Source organism: Anabaena sp. CCY 9402-a (genome assembly GCF_963920945.1).
Taxonomy (GTDB): Bacteria; Cyanobacteriota; Cyanobacteriia; order Cyanobacteriales; family Nostocaceae; genus Trichormus; species Trichormus minutissimus.
In genome coordinates this window covers 1-18,834 of record NZ_CAWUDL010000099.1, presented here as the reverse complement: position 1 = coordinate 18,834, position 18,834 = coordinate 1, and the positions used below count along the sequence as shown (strand labels likewise).

16 protein-coding genes are annotated in these 18,834 nt (G+C 39.2%); 12 read left to right on the top strand and 4 right to left on the bottom strand.

Features of this window, described 5'->3' with window-relative positions:
* Positions 1-73: 73 nt before the first annotated feature.
* Together ispE and ACM0OR_RS25165 are read left to right on the top strand one after the other, a co-directional pair.
* Positions 74-1,027, top strand: coding sequence for a 4-(cytidine 5'-diphospho)-2-C-methyl-D-erythritol kinase (ispE, locus tag ACM0OR_RS25170; protein WP_414579213.1), 954 nt, complete (start codon positions 74-76; stop codon positions 1,025-1,027).
* 34 nt (positions 1,028-1,061) lie between these two features.
* Complete coding sequence (locus ACM0OR_RS25165; protein ID WP_414579212.1) at positions 1,062-1,385, top strand: DUF3082 domain-containing protein; 324 nt, start codon at positions 1,062-1,064, stop codon at positions 1,383-1,385.
* 87 nt (positions 1,386-1,472) lie between these two features.
* Here the strand turns inward: ACM0OR_RS25165 and ACM0OR_RS25160 are convergent, their stop codons facing one another.
* Complete coding sequence (locus ACM0OR_RS25160) at positions 1,473-2,330, bottom strand: response regulator (protein WP_414579211.1); 858 nt, start codon at positions 2,328-2,330, stop codon at positions 1,473-1,475.
* 1,554 nt (positions 2,331-3,884) lie between these two features.
* Here ACM0OR_RS25160 and ACM0OR_RS25155 point away from each other — a divergent pair.
* The 5 genes from ACM0OR_RS25155 (at position 3,885) to ACM0OR_RS25135 (ending at position 9,080) form a co-directional block, all read left to right on the top strand.
* Positions 3,885-4,178, top strand: a complete 294-nt coding sequence (locus tag ACM0OR_RS25155; protein ID WP_190699620.1) for a HetP family heterocyst commitment protein — start codon at positions 3,885-3,887, stop codon at positions 4,176-4,178.
* Between the two features lie 101 nt (positions 4,179-4,279).
* Positions 4,280-5,125: an indole-3-glycerol phosphate synthase TrpC gene (trpC, locus tag ACM0OR_RS25150; protein ID WP_323269231.1), complete on the top strand. Its 846-nt coding sequence runs from the start codon at positions 4,280-4,282 to the stop codon at positions 5,123-5,125.
* A gap of 282 nt (positions 5,126-5,407) precedes the next feature.
* The gene (locus tag ACM0OR_RS25145) at positions 5,408-5,677 is read left to right on the top strand and encodes a hypothetical protein (RefSeq protein WP_414579210.1); all 270 of its coding nucleotides are present in this window, start codon (positions 5,408-5,410) and stop codon (positions 5,675-5,677) included.
* 135 nt (positions 5,678-5,812) lie between these two features.
* A complete protein-coding gene (locus ACM0OR_RS25140) occupies positions 5,813-7,060 on the top strand; it encodes a hypothetical protein (protein WP_414579209.1) in 1,248 nt (415 codons plus the stop codon).
* A 343-nt stretch (positions 7,061-7,403) separates the two neighbouring features.
* A complete protein-coding gene (locus tag ACM0OR_RS25135) occupies positions 7,404-9,080 on the top strand; it encodes an iron uptake porin (RefSeq protein WP_414579208.1) in 1,677 nt (558 codons plus the stop codon).
* Between the two features lie 80 nt (positions 9,081-9,160).
* Here the strand turns inward: ACM0OR_RS25135 and ACM0OR_RS25130 are convergent, their stop codons facing one another.
* Complete coding sequence (locus ACM0OR_RS25130; RefSeq protein WP_414579207.1) at positions 9,161-11,932, bottom strand: pentapeptide repeat-containing protein; 2,772 nt, start codon at positions 11,930-11,932, stop codon at positions 9,161-9,163.
* A 122-nt stretch (positions 11,933-12,054) separates the two neighbouring features.
* Here ACM0OR_RS25130 and ACM0OR_RS25125 point away from each other — a divergent pair, with 122 nt between their 5' ends.
* Complete coding sequence (locus tag ACM0OR_RS25125) at positions 12,055-13,185, top strand: response regulator transcription factor (protein ID WP_414579206.1); 1,131 nt, start codon at positions 12,055-12,057, stop codon at positions 13,183-13,185.
* Here ACM0OR_RS25125 and ACM0OR_RS25120 read toward each other — a convergent pair.
* The gene (locus tag ACM0OR_RS25120) at positions 13,182-14,576 is read right to left on the bottom strand and encodes a DUF1822 family protein (protein ID WP_414579205.1); all 1,395 of its coding nucleotides are present in this window, start codon (positions 14,574-14,576) and stop codon (positions 13,182-13,184) included. The genes ACM0OR_RS25125 and ACM0OR_RS25120 overlap by 4 nt on opposite strands.
* A 105-nt stretch (positions 14,577-14,681) precedes the next feature.
* Complete coding sequence (locus ACM0OR_RS25115; protein ID WP_414579204.1) at positions 14,682-15,323, bottom strand: sigma-70 family RNA polymerase sigma factor; 642 nt, start codon at positions 15,321-15,323, stop codon at positions 14,682-14,684.
* 60 nt (positions 15,324-15,383) lie between these two features.
* Here ACM0OR_RS25115 and ACM0OR_RS25110 point away from each other — a divergent pair, with 60 nt between their 5' ends.
* From ACM0OR_RS25110 to ACM0OR_RS25095, 4 genes are all read left to right on the top strand, one after another.
* Positions 15,384-15,518, top strand: a complete 135-nt coding sequence (locus ACM0OR_RS25110; RefSeq protein WP_414579203.1) for a hypothetical protein — start codon at positions 15,384-15,386, stop codon at positions 15,516-15,518.
* Positions 15,519-15,826: 308 nt separating this feature from the next.
* On the top strand, positions 15,827-16,774 hold the full coding sequence (locus tag ACM0OR_RS25105; protein WP_414579202.1) for a hypothetical protein: 948 nt from the start codon (positions 15,827-15,829) through the stop codon (positions 16,772-16,774).
* 85 nt (positions 16,775-16,859) lie between these two features.
* Complete coding sequence (locus ACM0OR_RS25100) at positions 16,860-17,411, top strand: hypothetical protein (RefSeq protein WP_414579201.1); 552 nt, start codon at positions 16,860-16,862, stop codon at positions 17,409-17,411.
* A gap of 148 nt (positions 17,412-17,559) precedes the next feature.
* The gene (locus ACM0OR_RS25095) at positions 17,560-18,816 is read left to right on the top strand and encodes a S41 family peptidase (protein ID WP_414579200.1); all 1,257 of its coding nucleotides are present in this window, start codon (positions 17,560-17,562) and stop codon (positions 18,814-18,816) included.
* The last annotated feature ends 18 nt before the right edge of the window (positions 18,817-18,834 follow it).

The following is an 18,834-nucleotide window of genomic DNA, read 5'->3' as shown; positions in this document are numbered from 1 at the left end:
CACTCAGCACTCAGCACTCAGCACTCAGCACTCAGCACTCAGCACTCAGCACTCTCTCACTCAGCACTAAACGATGCGTAGTTACAGTTTAATTGCTCCTGCCAAAATCAATTTGTATCTAGAAATCATCGGCGATCGCTCCGATGGTTATCATGAGTTAGTGATGATATTGCAAAGTATCGACCTCGCTGACCAAATTGAATTACACTCCATTAGCGATGAAACTATCCGCGTTCATTGCAACCATCCCCAAGTACCAACAGATAAAACTAATCTCGTATATCGCGCCGCCGAACTCATGGCGAAAAAATTTCCCACAGCCTTGGCTAAATATGGGGGTGTAGATATTACAGTTCACAAACATATTCCTGTAGCAGCTGGGTTGGCTGGAGGTTCAACTAATGCAGCAGCCGTATTGGTAGCGATAGATTTACTCTGGAATTTGGGACTAACTAAATCAGAACTAGAAGAATTGGGTGGGACTCTGGGTTCAGATGTACCATTTTGTGTGGAAGGTGGTACAGTCATTGCTACAGGTAGAGGAGAACAACTTTCGCCCCTGCCAAGTTTAGAGCATATATATATAGTATTAGCTAAATATCGTAGCCTAGAAGTTTCTACCCCTTGGGCATATAAAACCTATCGCCAACAGTTTGGTAGTGGGTATCTTAAAGATAGCAATGACTTAGCCGCACGAGCCGCCGCCGTGCATTCAAGTGGAATGGTCAAAGCGATTTTAGATAAAGATGCAGCAGAAATATCTCAAAAACTGCACAATGATTTAGAGCGTGTAGTCTTACCAGCCTATCCCCAAGTTTTGCAATTACGAGAACTATTTGCAGTTCAGGAAGGGGTTCTAGGAACTATGATGTCTGGTTCTGGCCCTTCAGTATTTGCTATATGTGCATCTCAACCACAAGCAGAACAAGTTAAGTTACGAGTTAGAGAAGCAATCCCTGACGAAGATTTAGAATTATTCGTGACTCGTACAACTGGACAGGGAATTCAGGTGACAGGTGACAGGTGACAGGTGACAGGAACTAATGATTAATGACTAACTTATGAATGACCAAAACATCACACCAACAACAGAAACAACCGCATCAGTTGCAGCAACCCCGTTACGCTGTTTAATCGGGGCAATCATTTCTGGAGGAATGGGATATGCTGTATATTCTCTCATGATTGCGATCGCTACAACCTTCGCTAAAAAACCCATCCATTCTAATAACGAATTAGTTATTAAGATTACCTCTGCCGTTCGTACCCTGGTTGTTGGTATAGTAGCCTTGGGATCTGGGATATTTGCGATAGTCGCAATCGGTTTGTTTGCTTTAGGGGTACAGTTATTACTCCAAAATTTCACCAAGGCTAAAAATAGTTAGTGACTGGGACGTAGGGAAAAATTACCCCTACACCCCTGCTGGAAATAAATTCAAAATTCAAAAGTAAGAGAATGACTTGATTTTTCCCTACACAAGTAAGCATTTTTGCCATGGGGTGGAAGTATTCCCCAGTAGTAACGGAGGTTTTTTATAAAACTGAGAAGATTGTTGTTGTTTTCTCCAAGCCTTGGGAGGTAAACCGTGATGCTGGCGAAATTGACGGGAGAAATGGCACGCATTTTGATAACCCAAAGCGTTAGAAATCTGCTCAATTGTCTTGTTGGTATTTTTGAGTAAAGGACGCGCTGCGGCCATCCGACGCTGGAGAATCCAACCGTTAACAGTATCTCCGGTTTCTTTAGCAACTCTATTAGTCAAGTAAGCAGCTGAATAACCAACCGCCTCAGCCACATCTGATAGAGTGATTCCTTCATGATAATGAGCTTCAATATAATCAAAAACTTCCTTGAGTTGCGGCCTTGATGGAAAAACAAACTCAGGTTCTAGAGCTAGCGACTCAGGAAGTTGGTGAGATTTAGTCGCATACCAATATCTTAACAAAGCTTGCTTTTCCAATCGGATAGCGATCGCTTTGAGTAGTTCTTCTATCGTAGAGGGTTTAGTAATATAGTCATCCGCACCCAATTCCATACCTTTACGGAGAGCCGTCTTCTCGTGGCTACCAGTCAGAAAAATAAAAGGAATAATTGCTGTTAGAGGATCTTGCCGTAGCGCATTCAAAACATTGTAGCCATCCATATCAGGCATCATAATATCACAGATGATTAAGTCAGGTAAATACTTCTGTGCCTGCTGAATTCCCACAAAACCATTTTCAGCACCTATTGTTTCAAAACCTTCAGCCTCAAGAATAGTTAAAAAGAGATGGCGGCTATCAGTTTCATCTTCAATTACAAGGATTGTTATTGATGAATCGTGAGTCATTTTTCCATTACCAGGAGTTGTGTCCGGAAATAATTAACTTTTTTACCAATTTTATATCTAGCGAATAGATATCATTATATTCTCAGCACACAATTTCAATAATTAACTTCTTTGATTGTATTGAAATAAAATAAATATTTTTAGATATCTGTTTCTAACTAGAAATCAGCTTACAAGAGTTTATTTTATACTACTAAAACTGTAAATTTAGCAAAATTTTATATCATGATTGATTCCTGATTTTTACTTCATTTAACAGGGATTAAACTATATAATAATATCCCCAGTCATCTGTCATGAGGAGTACATTTTTTTTGAGCATCTCTCTCAGTATTGAATGAATCTCTACCATAAGACATAGAAAATATTAAGATATTTTGTATTAGATTATACAAATTACAGAAAATGATTTTTATTGTTAAAAAATATAGCCAATAACAAATTTGACAATGATCTGCTTAGATTGCCCATAGCAATCCTATTTCATGGGGGAGAATTGAGAGCTAAGAACTCCACTTTTTTAGAGAGAGCGCAAAGTTCTTAGCTCTCACGAATTATCTAGGATTACTCTAGTTATCTTGTAATAAATTTACAGCTATTGTAACCATAATAATTAACAGTGATGATTATAAATAAAGCCTGATTGGACATAATTCTAAGTTAGATATAGCCTGTATCAATCATGACTGCTCACCAAAATGAGAACAGTAAAAAATATTTTTGATTATTTTTGCCAAAGAATGGTATAATTAGCCAACCTTATAATTTTTTGTGCGCTAAGTATTGTAATTAATAGAAAATCACAAATTTAAAAAACAAAAAAAGAGATAGGTCTAACAAAAAAATAATCATATATATAATGTCCAAGATTGAGTAATCTTAGCAAAGAAGCTGCTTCTGCAAAACGGTTCATCTTTAGGGGTGGGATTAACTAGATATTTATTCAGCAGATAAAGATGCTGACTAGTGAAATTCACCCCTATTTTCAATAACTATTTGTAGGCATCTGCTAGTTTACCTGTGCTGTAGTGTCAATATCTTGTTGTTGAGATTGGATCATGAAGTGATAGAACCGATTGTCTGTCTACAGCGATGGGCTACACTCCGTCAAACATACCAAAAAAATCATCCCATGATTTGCAATTCACTCTCTTATAAGAGCAAATTAACCGTCCCACCAAGTAATGGGACTTAGTGCTGTATCTACCCGATGAACTAGTCAGAACACTTCGTCTTCAGTATGACTTTGCCACAACTGATGGCAACACCGCGCATCTACCAAGAATAGTCCAATCAATAGTCCGAACGTCATACTGCAAGTACAAGAGAAACAATTACCAAAGTAGCCGCATTGTTTGCAACTATTTGCCGTGCTATGTCCACCGGCAAAACATATGTCGGTATAAACACAAATAAATCAAACAATTTTAGAACAATTAAATGTCCTGTTTGATTTTGTCTATCCTTAACGATTGGTTAACATCAGTTTAGCTGACCAAATTTTCTTTAAAAGTCTTGTAAAAAAGACTGAAGATTTCATCATCAGGGAATGCTATGTATCAACAAAATACCAATTACAATTCACAGAATGTCAAAAAAATCAATAACGAACAAATAGAACAAATTATCAAGGCAATTATCGCCGGAAAGTATTCTTGGGCTTGCGTTTTACTGCTCCGTTTCTCCGGCTATAATCCTATGGAATACATTCCATACCGCACTTATATTCGCTTACTCAAAAATAACTGCCTAGCCAAACCAAACAATATCAATCAATCAGATACGTCAGAAGTTTTTCATGTGCAATCAAGCTGGATGCAAAATAAAAATATAGGACTGACAAACTAAGTTTATCTGTTAGCAGCGAGTGCAGATATTGATGAGTGATGAGTACTGAATCCAGCACTCATACACTCCTTCTTAGTCACCCCATTTCCTATAGCCACTTTATGATGTACCCAGTTAGTTCCTTTAATATCACCCGTCTGCAACCCATTCTCAGAGAGATTGTGTGGCAGAAAAAACAAGAAGTAACCCAACTACATCAACAGATGTCGTTAGCTTCGCTGCAACGTCAGTTAACAGCTGCGCCAACAGTACGAGACTTCTTAATAGCTTTGCAGCAAAACCCCCATAAACCCAGCCTGATTGCAGAAATTCAAAAAGCATCACCCAGTCACGGAATGATCCGTAAAGACTTTGATCCGATCGCGATCGCTCAAGCCTATGAACAAGGTGGAGCAACGTGCATTTCCGTCATCACCGACAGGTCTTTTTTTCAAGGCAGTTTTGATATTTTACGTATTCTTCGCAAAAGAATCACATTACCTTTACTATGCAAAGAATTTATTATTGATCCCTGCCAAATTTATTTAGCACGAGCCGCAGGTGCAGATGCTGTACTCCTAATGTCCTCTATCCTCACCGATAGAGAACTGCAAGACTTTTTACGCATCATTCACTATTTGGGGATGAATGCTCTAGTAGAAGTACATACCTTAGAAGAACTCGATCGGGTACTAATGCTGGACGACATTCGCCTCATCAACATTAACAACCAAAGCCTTGCAGACTTTAGCATTGATCTCAGCACTACTCAAAACCTCTTAGCAGCCAGGCGATCGCAACTGCAAAGTTTGGGTGTGACAGTAGTCGTTGAATCTGGATTGTATGCACGCACCGATTTATCTTTAGTGGCTCAAGCTGGTGCTAATGCAGTTTTAGTAGGAGAATCTTTAATTAAAGAGACAGATATCAAACAGGCTGTACATAGGTTACTCAAAGGGGATAATTAGTTTTCAACTCTAACCTCAGTCGGTAAATAGGGAGGGGAAATAAAAATTTTTTTGTTTATCTTCAGGAATCACCTCAAGAAAAATTGTAGTAACCATTACTTATCTCAGCGAAACCCTTACCCCTGCTAAACCCAGGGGTTTTTATTTAGAGTTTACAGAAGCATTTTTAATAATTTGCAAAGCAGATTTTACGGGCGTTTAAAGCTCATTCAACTGTGTCACTGAAATGAGCAATCACTGTAAGTTAGCAGTGATACAATAGCTTTATGCAGTTTGAGTGGAATGAAAGCAAGGCAGAGCGCAATCTATCAAAGCATGGCAGATGATCTACGGACAGAGTATGACTTGAAGAGCCTGCGAGTCAGAAGATTAGGCTCTGGAAGGAAAAGTTTTGGCGGAGTAACTGTACGGTTAGAACCTGATGTCGCAGAGATTTTTCCTAGTGCCGATGCGGTTAATGAGGCGTTACGATTCTTGATAAGAGTGATGCGAGATAACCAGGCTTTTGCTCCAACAGCACAGGCTAACAATTTAAATGCAGAGGACGATTGAGAATTGCTCTTATCTTGCCCAAGATATTGTTCATTAAACGTAATATAAAAAATAGAGAAACTTTGTACAAATCTATGTAGTCTTAAATATAGTCAATATCAGTATATTTAACATCAATACTCAAGGTACAAAGAGATGAAGTGGCGGAATTGGTCATTACATCAAAGATTAATTGTTACTACCTTCTTAACCTTAACTTGGATAACCCCAACGTTAGCCCAAACAGACAAACCCCTCACCCGTGCGGAAGTCTATAAACTCATTCCCAGCGTTCAACTACTACTACATAATCAAACTCAACGACCTGCACAACGCAATGATGTCATAGTTCCCAGAGACGCAGTTAAAACCGGAGTTAGTTCAGAAGCGCAACTATTTTTCAACGATAAATCCCTGATTCGGGTCGATCAAAAAACTACCTTTCGTTTTGACCCAGGGTATCGTCGCTTTAACTTGCCAAATCTGATTGCCTTGGGTGAAATTATACCTAACGTAGAGAATGGCAGAGCTTTAATTTTAACTCCACCGGGAAGTGTCGTTACAGTCGTAGAAACACCAGGCAGTCAGATTAGAATTCTAGCAGCAGATTGTGCGATCGCCAGAAATAACCAAACTCCGATAAATACTCAAAATAGCCCTATATGTAAACCAGCCCCAAAAGCTACCGCCGTCCTGGTAGCGCATCACCAAGAAAGCAACACCACTCAAGTTTTTGCCCTCACTGATGGAGATATTAACATCTCCGACTCCCAAGATAAAAAAACCGTTGCTTTAAAAGGCGGTCAAACAGTAGCCATCAGAAATGGCATAGTTGGGAATCCCCAAGAATTTGACTTACCAGCTTTTTATAAAACCATTTCCCTCGCTTCTGGGTTAGGGCCAGGACAAGAGAAATTATTAGCTCAAGAATCGACCCCAGTCCAAGAAACACTCAAGGCTATACGGATAGAAACCTTAGCCGCACTCAAAAATCAAGCTCAAAGGTTTAGAGGATTTACCAGAACATTTCTCTCTGATGCCCTTAATGGTACAGAAGGAGATTTGAATCCTCGTCCCGGCGTTTCAGTAAGAATTATTAACCCGGAAGTTGTTACCGGGACATACTATAAAACATCCGAAAATACCGCCATTTTTTACCCTGATAATAATCCCAATGCTCCTAAAAATATTACAGTAGATTTTGACCAAAAAACTATCACCATTGATGGAAATACAGGAGTCTCTAGTAATGCTGGATTAAGTGGAAATAATGCTAGAGGTTCAGTCATTAATGCTAATGGTCAAATCACCCAACTAGAAGTAATTGGAGTTAATGGTGAAAAACCACAAGATAACGTTGGCTATCGAGGAACTTTAACAACTGGGATAAGACGCGGACGCTAGCACCGCTACGCGGAAGTCAAAAGTCAAAAGTCAAAAGTCAAAATGAATACAACATAAGGGTTTTGTAGATTTGGAATGGGTGGTTCTCTTAGAGCGTGGTTGAAAAGTGGTTGGCAGTGATTTTAAGCACTTGTCGATCCCCCCTAACCCCCCTTAAAAAGGGGGGAAAGCTTCTTAAAGTCCCCCTTTTGAAGGGGGATTTAGGGGGATCTAAAATGTTTTGCTACACCAATAGAGACTTTTCAAACAACCTCTTACAAAGTTTGGCGGGACGGAAACCGGCAACGCAGTGGCTCAACTTTTCCAGACGAATTTTAAATTTGTTTATCAGGTGTGAGGATTGATGTTTAATAAAAGTGTTTTATTGCTCCTATCTGGAGCATTAGTATTGGGTGTAGATATATCTGTTTTGGCAGAAAATCAGCCAACTTTAGATAACCAACCAGTAATTAACCCAGAAATTACGCAAACAGATAATTGTACAGCAAGCCAATGTAATGAAAGGAACGAAGTTCGGTTTGTACCTTTAGTTCCCCCTGCCCCCCCCCTCCCTGCCTCTTATCAACTAGCCCAAAATGAAGAACGGGTGACATCTGTATCACAATTATCTGATGTGCAACCTAGTGATTGGGCTTTTGTCGCCTTACAATCATTAGTAGAAAGGTATGGTGTCATAGCCGGTTATCCCGACGGCACATTTAAAGGCGATCGCGCCATGACTCGCTACGAATTTGCCGCCGGATTAAATGCAGTATTAGATAAAATTGATCAGTTAATTACGGCCGGGTTAGCAGACACAGTTGAAAAAGTAGATTTAGTAACACTGCAAAAATTAAGAGAAGAATTTACTCCCGAATTAGCCATCTTAAAAGGCAGAATAGATGCTTTAGAAGCACGCACCGCCAACATTGAATCTCAACAATTTTCCACCACCGTAGTGTTAGGTGGACAAACCATATTTGGGTTAGCTGGGGGTTTTGGTGGTAATCGTCCAGGCGACGGAGAAGCTAACCCAATTTTTACTTATCTCACCCAAATACAATTAGCGTCTTCCTTCACAGGTAAAGACCGATTTCGATTAGCCTTAGTCAGTGGGAATGCTGCAAATGATAGCTTTGGCAATCCCACAGCATTCAACACCAACATGGCGAGATTAGCTTGGCAGGCAGATTATGACAATCAAGTCAGACTAGACTCTCTAGAATATCGCGTTGCCGGATTAGGCGATCGCGTCGTCTTCACTTTCAAACCTGTAGGCTTTAGTTTAAGTAGCGTTCTCAGCGTCAACTCACCCTACGCCGATGCAGGACAAGGCGCGATTTCTCTGTTCGGTGGTTCAACTTCCATCTTGAAAATTGGCAGTTTAGATGCAGGTTTAGGTTTTGATTGGTTAATGTCTGACCAAATGCGGTTACAACTCGCCTACGGGACGAGAACTAGCAACGACAGCAGTCAGGGTTTATTTGGTGCAGACCACAGTGCCTTGGGAGTGCAGTTATTATACAAGCCGACCCCCTCCTTAATTACGGGTTTAGCTTATGTTAATGCTTACTCTAGTAACGCTCAATTAGATACAGGCACAGGTAGCAACAACGCCGACACCTCCGGCGGTATTAATGAACCATCACAAATTCACGGTCTTAACGCCAGCCTGAAATGGCAACTTACCGATCAGTTAGTGTTTGGTGCTTGGGGTGGTATCGTCGTCACAGATTCTGTCACATCAGATGCAGTCATTCTCAGCAGCACCTACACCGCCTCTTTAGGTGTGTATGATCCCTTTGGGAGAAAAGGAGACTTATTAGGATTCGTCTACGGACAACCACTAAAATTAAATAACGGCCTTGCAGTTGCAGATATAGATACTGGTAACTCAACTCACTACGAAGTTTTTTACCGTTATTTAGTTAACGATAATATCTCCATCACTCCCGGCTTTTTTATCGTCACCGACCCCGACCATTTTTCTAGAAACAACGATATTTTTGTGGGTACTATTCGTACTACCTTTAGTTTTTAATCATAGTGCGATCGCATAATCCTGTTATCGAATCTGCGATCGCTACTTTTCAACCTGCTGGCGACCCCTAAAAATACTAACTATTGCCATGTAAAAGGGATTTCTGCTGGATTTTGGTAGATTACAGGTAGCCAACTTGCACAAGGAAACTCATTTTCTAAACCTTGTAGTTTCAAACGTGCCTCACGTACTGATTGATATAAAGGTTTACCACTAGAAAATTCTGCGATAAAATTCTTCAAAAACTCCTGTGCTACTTTGTCAGGTACTGGTTCACGCATGACAATCATTTGGGGAATATGTAAATCCGCTAAATTAGTTGCTAATCCCAAACCATCGCAGGAGTTAAAAATTGCTAAGTGTAAACCTCGTTCAATAGCTTTCGTTAAAGCATTTTTTAACTCGGCAATAGTTAAACTATCAGAGTCATTGATGTGAAAATGACCAATTCCTCGTTCAGATTGAGTAAAGCTGTGACCAGCAAAAAATAAAATATCCCAAGGTTGCATCCAAAGTTCATCATTGAGCATCTGGCGTTGTGGTTCTACTAAAAACTTGATTTCTGTATGAGGTAATTGTTCAAGTAAAACTCTGTCTTGTTGAATATTAATACCAGTGCTATCTCCCAATATCGCTAATATTTTGAGATGGGATTTTAAGGATATGAACTTTTCTTTTTTCTCATAAATAGTTGAAGAAAGAGCCATTTCAGCATGAGGATAGCGTTCAAAAAAATTCCAAAGCTGCAAGGGCATCCGCCGTAATTGGCTATCTTCTGTTTGCAGAAGTATCCGAATAGATTCTGAAGGATCTAGTTTTTCTAGGAGTTGCTCTTTAATAGGGCGAAATAATTCCGAGTTTAACCATAAATTTACTTGTTTTGTGAAAGCATTTGCCAATTTATCGCATTCTTTAAATAATTCTCGCCGACTAATATTGGTAACTTGTGTTTCTGGAAACTTGATTCGCAAACTTCCTTGTAAGCTGTGGTAATATGCAGCTTGCCATTTATGGTATGCTAAAACTAATTCGGAGGCTGAAGGTAATTGTCCATGAGATTCAAAATATGGGCGATCACCTTCTCTACTGATTTGTAGTGTAACTGGAAATCCTGTACTTAAATCCCCTTGACCTAATTTTAAAATTACTAGCTTTCCCTGGGTGAATTTCTTGGCAGTGGGAGCTATCATTTGGATTAATTCTTTTAAATCCACTTGATGTTGACGATAAAGACTAATTTGTTCATCTTTACTTTTTAATTCGGCTTGATATCTTGCTTCTATCTGCTGGAGAGCCAATTCATAATTGTGAGTAACTGAGGCGTGGATTTCCGCCTTATTTGTCGATTCTGGTACATCTACACGCACAATTACCACACCGTCACCCTGATTTTCAATACTTTTAATAGCTAAAGAAATACCTTCATTTTCTATTTTTACTTTTGATAAAGCCACAGATAAAGCTTCTAAATCTAAACCATTACGAAAAATTAAATCAACAGTATTTATAACTACTCGAAAGAGCTTAGTAAATTCTCCAGCAGCAAATTTTCCACTACTGGGACGACGTTCTTGTTGGTTATTTAAAAGATAAACGTATTGACAAATTACTCCATCAAGTTGAGTTGCACTGTTAATATTCCAGGCTTCTAAACAAGCTGCTGTTAAAGTTGCTTGGTGAAAATTCGTAGCTAATGCTTGAGTTTTCGTCAGATTTGCACCTTCTAAATTTGCAAACTCTAAAGTAGAGTTACTCATATCTACTTCGCTTAAATCAGCATAACTCAGGTCAGCATAATCTAGATTGATACCTTTAAGATTACAACCGATATAAGATTTATTAGTACCTCTTTTAGTAACAACTAAATCTTGAACTATCGGATTGACTAAAATAGTGTTATCTACTCTTGCTAAAGAAAGATAATTCGCTAAATGAAAATTAGTACGAATGAGTTTGGCGTTGCTAAAGTTAACATTTTTTAGCTTGGCGGAAGTAAAATCAGCACCAGTTAAGTCTGCTTGTTGAAAGCTTGTTCCGCCGATGCTAGAGACAGCAATAGCTAGTTTTCTTATCCAGACAAACTTTTCATCACCAGCACGGACTCGCCAACTGATATAACTCACAAATAATATTACAGCAACACTACCAACTGTAGCTGCGATCGCTGCTTCTTCAACTGCTTGCACTTTTAAGTGTGGCAGCCTGTTAGTCCCTGACAATACTTTAGCAACTTCAACACCAATTATTGTACCAGTTATACTGCCAACAATACTATTTATAAATATGAGAAATAGAGCCACAATAGCTATACTCATCCCTGCAATTTGTTCAGCCACTGTCACTAGAAATACCATAATTACTAACATGACATAAATAATTAACGTAGTGACAGTAACACTGACTATTCCAGATGGAATACCCACCATTTCACCAGTCATGATTCCCAGCACAAAACCACAGATTATAGCAACGCAAGAAACGGCAAAGAACGCAGTTGATAAACCTTTATAAATAGTAGTAATGGCAAAAACCAGAAAAATACTCAAAACTAGAATAGTAGCAAAATAATCACCTGGACTAATTGAATAAGGAAAAAGCAAATATCCAGTAAACACTGGTGCAAAGCCTGAAATTAATCCTAAGATTATAGTTATTATAAATGTTACTATCACTAACCCTAAAAGCCGCTTTATAGGTAATCCAGCCTTGGCATTTTGAAAATTCGCATTTTTCAGAAGAGCATTAGTAAAATTTGCCCCGCGAATATCAGAGTTCCTAAAGTCTGCGCCTGTAAGATTCTTACCCCTAAAGTTATAACCTTGAAGATTTTTACCAGAAAAGTTGGGAAACATTTGTGAGTAGGATCATGTTTAAAAAGAATACTAAATAGTAGAATGACAAAATATTTTTACGAAAACAATACGGCGATCGCCGTAGTGAATTGTAAAACAGTTAAGTTTTACTTATAAAAACTGTGGAAATTTTGTCAGACAATGATTGGCAGCAAATTCTCTTGTTTTTGCGCTCGGTTTATGCTTCTTGCAGTATTGATAAATTACCTATACAAATACTCACAGCTTTACCAAAGTTAGTAGGTGCAGAAACATTCGCAATAACTAGTTTCACCATCCGGGGTACACCATTCTTACCCCGGATGTACACCTTCCCCCATCCTGAAGTTGGTATGGCGGCGGAATCATTCACATCTCAACGTCAAAATTTTTTGACTCATCCAGTTTCACAATATTATTTCCAAACACTGGATAGACAAGCACTGGCAATTTCTGATTTTTTAAGTGAGTCAGAATTTCAACGCAGAGAAGCTTTTTATGCTTTTTTTCAGTCCCTTGGCTTGGAAGATCAAATGGGGATTCACCTTGAGATTCCCTCTATAGCGAATGCTGATCAGTTTCATCAAGGACAAAATCACTCATTTTTATCAATCAACCGCGATCGCCGAAACTTCAATGAGCGCGATCGCTTGATTCTAAATTTAATTCGTCCACACTTAGAGCAAGCATACCAGAACATTGCTACATTGGCTCAAGTACAGGAGCAACTTATCGATACCAATCAGGCTCTCGATCAAGTAGGGTTAATTACTTTATCTATTGGCGGTAAAATAGAATTGATCACCCAAAAGGCTGCAAAATTACTAGATAAATATTGCCCACTATCGAAGCTGTCAACTGCACTACCTGATATCCTGCAACGATGGGTAAATCATCAACTATCTATACTAATACAATCAAACGAAATTTTTGCTCCTTTGCACCCTCTCTATTTGGAACATAATGGTAGTCGATTGACAGTGACACTGAATTATCATGCAGCACTCGAACGAGTTTACCTAATGTTGGTAGAGATTCAGCCTCATAGTTTTTCACTCCCATCTTTAGAAATGCTGGGGTTAACGAAGCGGGAAGCAGAAGTGCTATTTTGGATAGCGAGGGATTGCACGACAAATGAAATTGCAACACAGTTGGCAATCAGTCATCGTACAGTTAAGAAACATTTGGAGAATGTTTATCATAAATTTGGCGTTCAGACTCGCCTTGGTGCAGTCATGTACGCATTCCAGAAATTAGGCATTGTCAATTTTTAAATCACAAAATTTTCACTAAAATTAGTATTTCCTAAGCCAATTTGTACACTAAATTTTTCTCCTATTTCACCACTAAATTTTAGCTGAATACAAATATCTGCTCGTCTTGCTATGACTTCCCGCCATATGTTCCCAGAATCATCTTGCAATCTTAGTTTTAAATCTGGTGGTAAATAATCATTATTCCCAGTGGGGTAAACTTGCAACAGCACGCTAACATCACCATCAATTTTCTGTAAAAAACCCACAGCCAAAGCTACAGCTTCTCCTGCAATTTCCATACCTAAATCAATCAATTTCAGTCTCTTGACACCAGCAGCAGGGTTTTCTGGATCGATTTTTCGCAAACTTTCTACCGCTATCCACAGCAGTTCATCATCTGAAGTGCTTCGCAACAGATTTACCAAAGCTTGAATTGCTTCAGAATTACCAACAGCAGTTTCCCCCAATCTTTTCGCAGCACATTGACGTTGTAATTCATCAGTTGTAGATGATAATTCCTGAATAGTTGCGGCAATTTCATCAGGCTTGGATGGAACATTGGGAGATGTAAAACTACGTGTGGCGATGGGCTGCGCCCCACCGTAGGTGTTCACTAAATTTGGTAATGTAGACACAGCTTGCCATTCTGCATCAAAAATGCTTTGTGTCCAACGACTGAGAATAGTATAAGTATGATTCCAGGAGGTAGATAGTAAATCAGTAAATATATTGTGGCTAAACTCAAATTCTGCTAATTCTTGTTCTAGTTGTAATTGCTCATTCAAAATTTGACTGGCAAAATTTACACTTTTAATGTATGTATGATAAGCTGCTACTGGTATTGTTAAAACATCACTCCAAGCTTCTTCTCGTTCGTGAAACAGGGATATTTTAGGTGCTTTTAAAGCTTGATTTATCCCTAAATTTAATCCTAATTTTTCAATAGTATTAGTTTCTGGTGGTTGATTGACTAACCCATGAAAATAGTCTCCTATGGTGAGTAAGATGTCATAGATATCACGAGATAACCTCTTACCTACTGACTGCAATAAATTATTAATAAGCATCGGTTGTACGTGCCAGGTTTCAGCCAATAAATCTTGTGTTAAACCAGAAATATCTGCGGGAATAAGTAAATCAACATCGGAAATAAAATTGGTTTCCCCAGATAATACCATTACAGAAACAATCTCTGCGTCTGGTTCAGTCACAATCATCACATAGCGGGATGGAGTTTTTGTTTGTAAAAAGCTTTGAGCCTCGTTTGAGTAGAGCTTATGTTGATTATTTGGCTGAAAATCGCCATAATATCGTATCTGAGGACTTAATTCCCAAATTTCCCCAGGTTGCGGTAATGTTAAAGGTTTTCGCATATTAGCAGATTTGGATTTTTCACATTCTCTAGACATAGCTTGGCATTGCCCAATTATAGAAAGATAGTTAATTGTGTTAACAAGTGAGCGAATTACTCTATGCCAACAAATAATAAATTTATTAAATAGTTAACAAAAGCCTTACCATGTAGTTTTTGAACGTCTACGAGTATGTTTGAGTTGAGTATTTTGTTGTGTATGCTTAACAGCTTCGGCTTCTAGTAGTCCTAATTCCATAGCGACACGCCCGACTAATTCCTTCCAACGCTTAGAAACTTCCCCTTGACTAATCCCCAATGCAGACGCTTGTTGGGTTTGGTTTTTACCTGCAACCATTAGTTGCCATAATTGGAGATAACCGCGATCGCTATAACGCGAATCTAGATTAAGAATAGCTTGTTTTGCTTTGCTAATTAAATCTGCACGTGCTACAGCATCCCACAAATTGAACTCATCAGCAATTGTCTCTCCCAAAGATATATCTGTCCCAGGAATAGTTGCATCCAGACTTTGGTGGTTTCGCAAACATTCTTTTTTGACACAGTTCAAAATCTCATACCGTGCTACAACTGTAGCCCAACGCTGAAATTCAGCCATCCCTCCGTGATTAAATTTACCCGCGTTGACAGCTTCGTAGACTTTCATCATGGCGGTTTGGGTGGCATCTTCCCAAGATACAAAACTGCCTTGAGTATATTTTCGGGCAATCTTGGTGATTAATTCTTGATGTTGTGGATCGATTGATAGATACATAACTGGCTCTGCCACTGGCTTTGACTGCATAAGTATATTATCTCAACGTATATAAGCAGATAAAAAGAGGGTAGTAATATTCCTCTGGAGTTGCTGCGCGAACTGACAAGTCAGCACTTGCGCGATGGGCTACGCCCCGCCGGAGGCGTTGGCGCAGCCTCTCGTAGAGATGGCGTTCCGCCCACCGTAGGCGATCGCAAATTACATCAGACGACTGATTTCTGATTTGTCTGTTCCAGATTTACCTAGTATTTTTACGGTTAGAAACATAGGTAGTTTGGCTACGCACTGAATATATAGGTATGGGTACTGGGTTTTATGCACCTACTCAGGGACTGAATTTGGACTAAAAAGCATTGTTCACAAAGCTTTGATGGCTATTTTTTATATCCTATAAAAGTTTTTTAGCAAATTTTGGAATATTTTGTTTTTCTCATTTGTTAATGAAAGTGAGGAGAAAAAAACTACTTCTCATGATTTCAAAAGTTCCTAAGATTGCAAGCCTTATTATTCTAAATACGGAGATTTTTCTTATGAATATGTTGAAAAAAGCAACCATTGGATTTGCTTTAACCACAATGGTAGTAAGTGCTGTTGTTAGTAATTTGAGTTCTGTTTTTGCCCAGACAAGTTTAGTTCCTCTGAAACTATATTGGAGTCCTCAACGTGGGGACAACTTCACCACTGCAACCACAAAAGGTGAACAAGATGCTCTAGCTGCTGGCTATACTTTTGCAAGGATCGAAGCCTGTGCTTTACCTAAACCTGAAGCAGGTACAGTACCTTTAAAACTATATTGGAGTCCTCAACGTGGGGACAACTTCACTACTGCAACTACAAAAGGTGAACAAGATGCTCTAGCGGCCGGCTATACTTTCGCACGCGTCGAAGGATATGCTTTCACAAAGCAAGTAGCAGGTACAGTACCTTTAAAACTATATTGGAGTCCTCAACGTGGAGACAACTTCACTACTGCAACTACAAAAGGTGAACAAGATGCTCTGGCGGCCGGCTATACTTTTGCACGTGTCGAAGGATACGTCTACCCTGCTAACCGATGTGACGGTTCAGCAACTGCTAAGGCAAAGACAAATGTTGTGGTTCAGATGACTACAGGATCTGACGATCTGCGTACCGATAATAATGTTTTTATTAGCCTCAACTTGGTAAATGGAAGCAGCACTCCTGAAGTAAGTCTTGGTGGTGGCTTTGGTCAAAACAGTGTTGTTAAGAAAGGAGTTACTTTTACTTCTAGCGAACCAATTACTTTAGATCAAATCAGGAGTATTACCATTCGCCACGATGGTCGTCCTCGCCCTAGTACACCTTTTGATAACTATGATGAGTGGGACTTGCAAAGGATTTCCGTATCCTTTGCTGACGGTAGAAATATTTATAACTCCGTCAATGACCGAGCTAGAAGTCGTTTTGTGCAACGATTTAATGGACAGACTCGCCAGATAGTGTTGCCCAGGCAATGATTTTTAACCTTTCTGGAAAGTAGCGATCGCCTTGATGTTAGATTTGGGGCGATCGCATTTTTGAAATTTAGCAGAGGTAGTAAAGGTGTTGATAAATTCTCATTTAAAAGTAGCTATCACAGCAGCTATTCTGAGTTCTTCAGTTTTGTCGTCTAGCAGTAGTTTAGCTCAAGCATCGCCAGAAACTGCCACTGCATTAACAAACCCCACAGCTTCTGGTAGTTGGTCAACTAGTAAAGCCCAAGAATTCTACTATTCATTTACATCTGCTCCAGGGCAACTCCAGGTAACTCTAGATACCATAGGCATGGGTTGTCGGCCTGTATATGTAACAATCGTAGACAGAGAAAGGAGAGATTTTAGAAACAACAGACAGGTGTATGGAAGGCTTTTTAAATTAGCTTGTACAACCAGAGGAACACCCAAAACAGAGAGTATCAGAATCCCTGAACGCCGTCCTTTGTTGATGAGGGTAAGTGCCGACCATTTTCCTGGTAGCACACCTACCTCTGTAAATTACACAGTTACCTTGGGAGGCACTTTTGAAGGACAGTCGGCACTACAACAAATAGATCCAAGGTTATTAAGAACGAATCCACGATATCCACTGCCTATACCTTCAGTAATACCGCGATGATGCTGCGCTTATTCACCAAGAATAAAGGAAAATTTGCGGTTTGCATTCTCCAAGAAAATGTGAGGAAAATTTTCTTCACATTTAAACTTTAATTTTAGGAACAAACAAATACAATATTTTCTATTTGATAACAGATAATATTTGAACTATGAAACAGAAATTAATAGCAATAATTACAGCATTAATGACTACAACAGTCGTAATTACCACCGAGTTGATCACCTTGCCCAAAAGTCTTAGTCAACAGGTGCAAAATTCTCAAGAGCCATTTCAGGAATCACAAAAAGAACTTGTGGATGAGGTTTGGCAAATTGTGTATCGGCAATATCTGGATGGTAATTTTAATGGGCATGATTGGCAAGCTGTACGTCAACAATATGTAAATCGCGCTTACAAATCTTTGCCAGAGGCACAGACAGCAATTCGCCAGATGCTCCAGAAATTAAACGACCCCTTAACACAATTTATATCCCCTGAAGAATTTAAGAATCTTCAGCGTGATCCAGCAGGAGTTGGAGTAGGCTTAGACGTGAATCAGGACGAAAAAACAAAATCGCTGAAGATTATCAGTGTCTTAGAAGAAACTCCTGCTTACAATGCGGGAATTTTAGCTGGTGATATACTCATCAAAATTGATGGTCAAAATATACACGGAATGAATCCTCCGGCGGCGAGGAATCTTTTGCGAGGAGCATCTGGTAAACCTGTAGTTTTAACTGTGCTGCGGGGTAAAAAACAGTTGGAGTTTAAGATAACTAGAGAAGCAGAGAAAGTCAATCCAGTCCGCTATCAAATCGATACTATTTCTGACAAAAAGATTGGCTACATTCGTCTGACTCGGTTCAGTGCGAACGCTGGAAAAGAAATGCAGCAAGCTATTAAAGATTTAGAAAAACAACGGGTTAATGGCTATATATTAGATTTACGAAGCAATTCTGGTGGATTGCTATTCTCTACTGTAGAAATTGCGCGGATGTGGATCAACAAGGGTAAGATAGTTTCAATAATTCAGCGTAATCAAATAGAGCGTGAACAAGCAAATGGACGCGCTTTAACAAATAAGCCATTGGTAGTTATCGTTAATCAAGGGACGGCTAGTGGTGCAGAAATTCTGGTTGGAGCATTAAAAGATCACAACAGAGGTATTGTAGTTGGTTCTAAAACCCTTGGTCTAAATACAATTCAATCAATAAGACCACTTGCGAATGGTTCAGGTTTAGCGGTAACTGTAGCAAAATGGCTTACCCCTAAAGGACGAGATATTAGTAAAACAGGAATATTGCCAGATGTGGTTGTGAACGTGACACCAGATCAACAATTAGCAATGGTGCAAAAACGTTCATTTGGAACAATGGCAGATCCTTTGTACTCCAATACTTCTCGGTTAAGAACAAAAGCAAGGTAAAGTGATAATTGTTCACTT

Excerpts from the sequence above, each read along its gene's own strand:
- ACM0OR_RS25115 (WP_414579204.1), bottom strand. The coding sequence starts at position 15,323 with ATGCAGTCAAAGCCAGTGGCAGAGCCAGTTATGTATCTATCAATCGAT.
- ACM0OR_RS25140 (WP_414579209.1), top strand. The coding sequence starts at position 5,813 with ATGAAGTGGCGGAATTGGTCATTACATCAAAGATTAATTGTTACTACC.
- ACM0OR_RS25095 (WP_414579200.1), top strand. The coding sequence starts at position 17,560 with ATGAAACAGAAATTAATAGCAATAATTACAGCATTAATGACTACAACA.
- ACM0OR_RS25105 (WP_414579202.1), top strand. The coding sequence starts at position 15,827 with ATGAATATGTTGAAAAAAGCAACCATTGGATTTGCTTTAACCACAATG.
- ACM0OR_RS25120 (WP_414579205.1), bottom strand. The coding sequence starts at position 14,576 with ATGTCTAGAGAATGTGAAAAATCCAAATCTGCTAATATGCGAAAACCT.
- ispE (WP_414579213.1), top strand. The coding sequence starts at position 74 with ATGCGTAGTTACAGTTTAATTGCTCCTGCCAAAATCAATTTGTATCTA.
- ACM0OR_RS25160 (WP_414579211.1), bottom strand. The coding sequence starts at position 2,330 with ATGACTCACGATTCATCAATAACAATCCTTGTAATTGAAGATGAAACT.
- ACM0OR_RS25155 (WP_190699620.1), top strand. The coding sequence starts at position 3,885 with ATGTATCAACAAAATACCAATTACAATTCACAGAATGTCAAAAAAATC.
- ACM0OR_RS25165 (WP_414579212.1), top strand. The coding sequence starts at position 1,062 with ATGAATGACCAAAACATCACACCAACAACAGAAACAACCGCATCAGTT.
- trpC (WP_323269231.1), top strand. The coding sequence starts at position 4,280 with ATGATGTACCCAGTTAGTTCCTTTAATATCACCCGTCTGCAACCCATT.
- ACM0OR_RS25145 (WP_414579210.1), top strand. The coding sequence starts at position 5,408 with ATGAAAGCAAGGCAGAGCGCAATCTATCAAAGCATGGCAGATGATCTA.
- ACM0OR_RS25130 (WP_414579207.1), bottom strand. The coding sequence starts at position 11,932 with ATGTTTCCCAACTTTTCTGGTAAAAATCTTCAAGGTTATAACTTTAGG.
- ACM0OR_RS25135 (WP_414579208.1), top strand. The coding sequence starts at position 7,404 with ATGTTTAATAAAAGTGTTTTATTGCTCCTATCTGGAGCATTAGTATTG.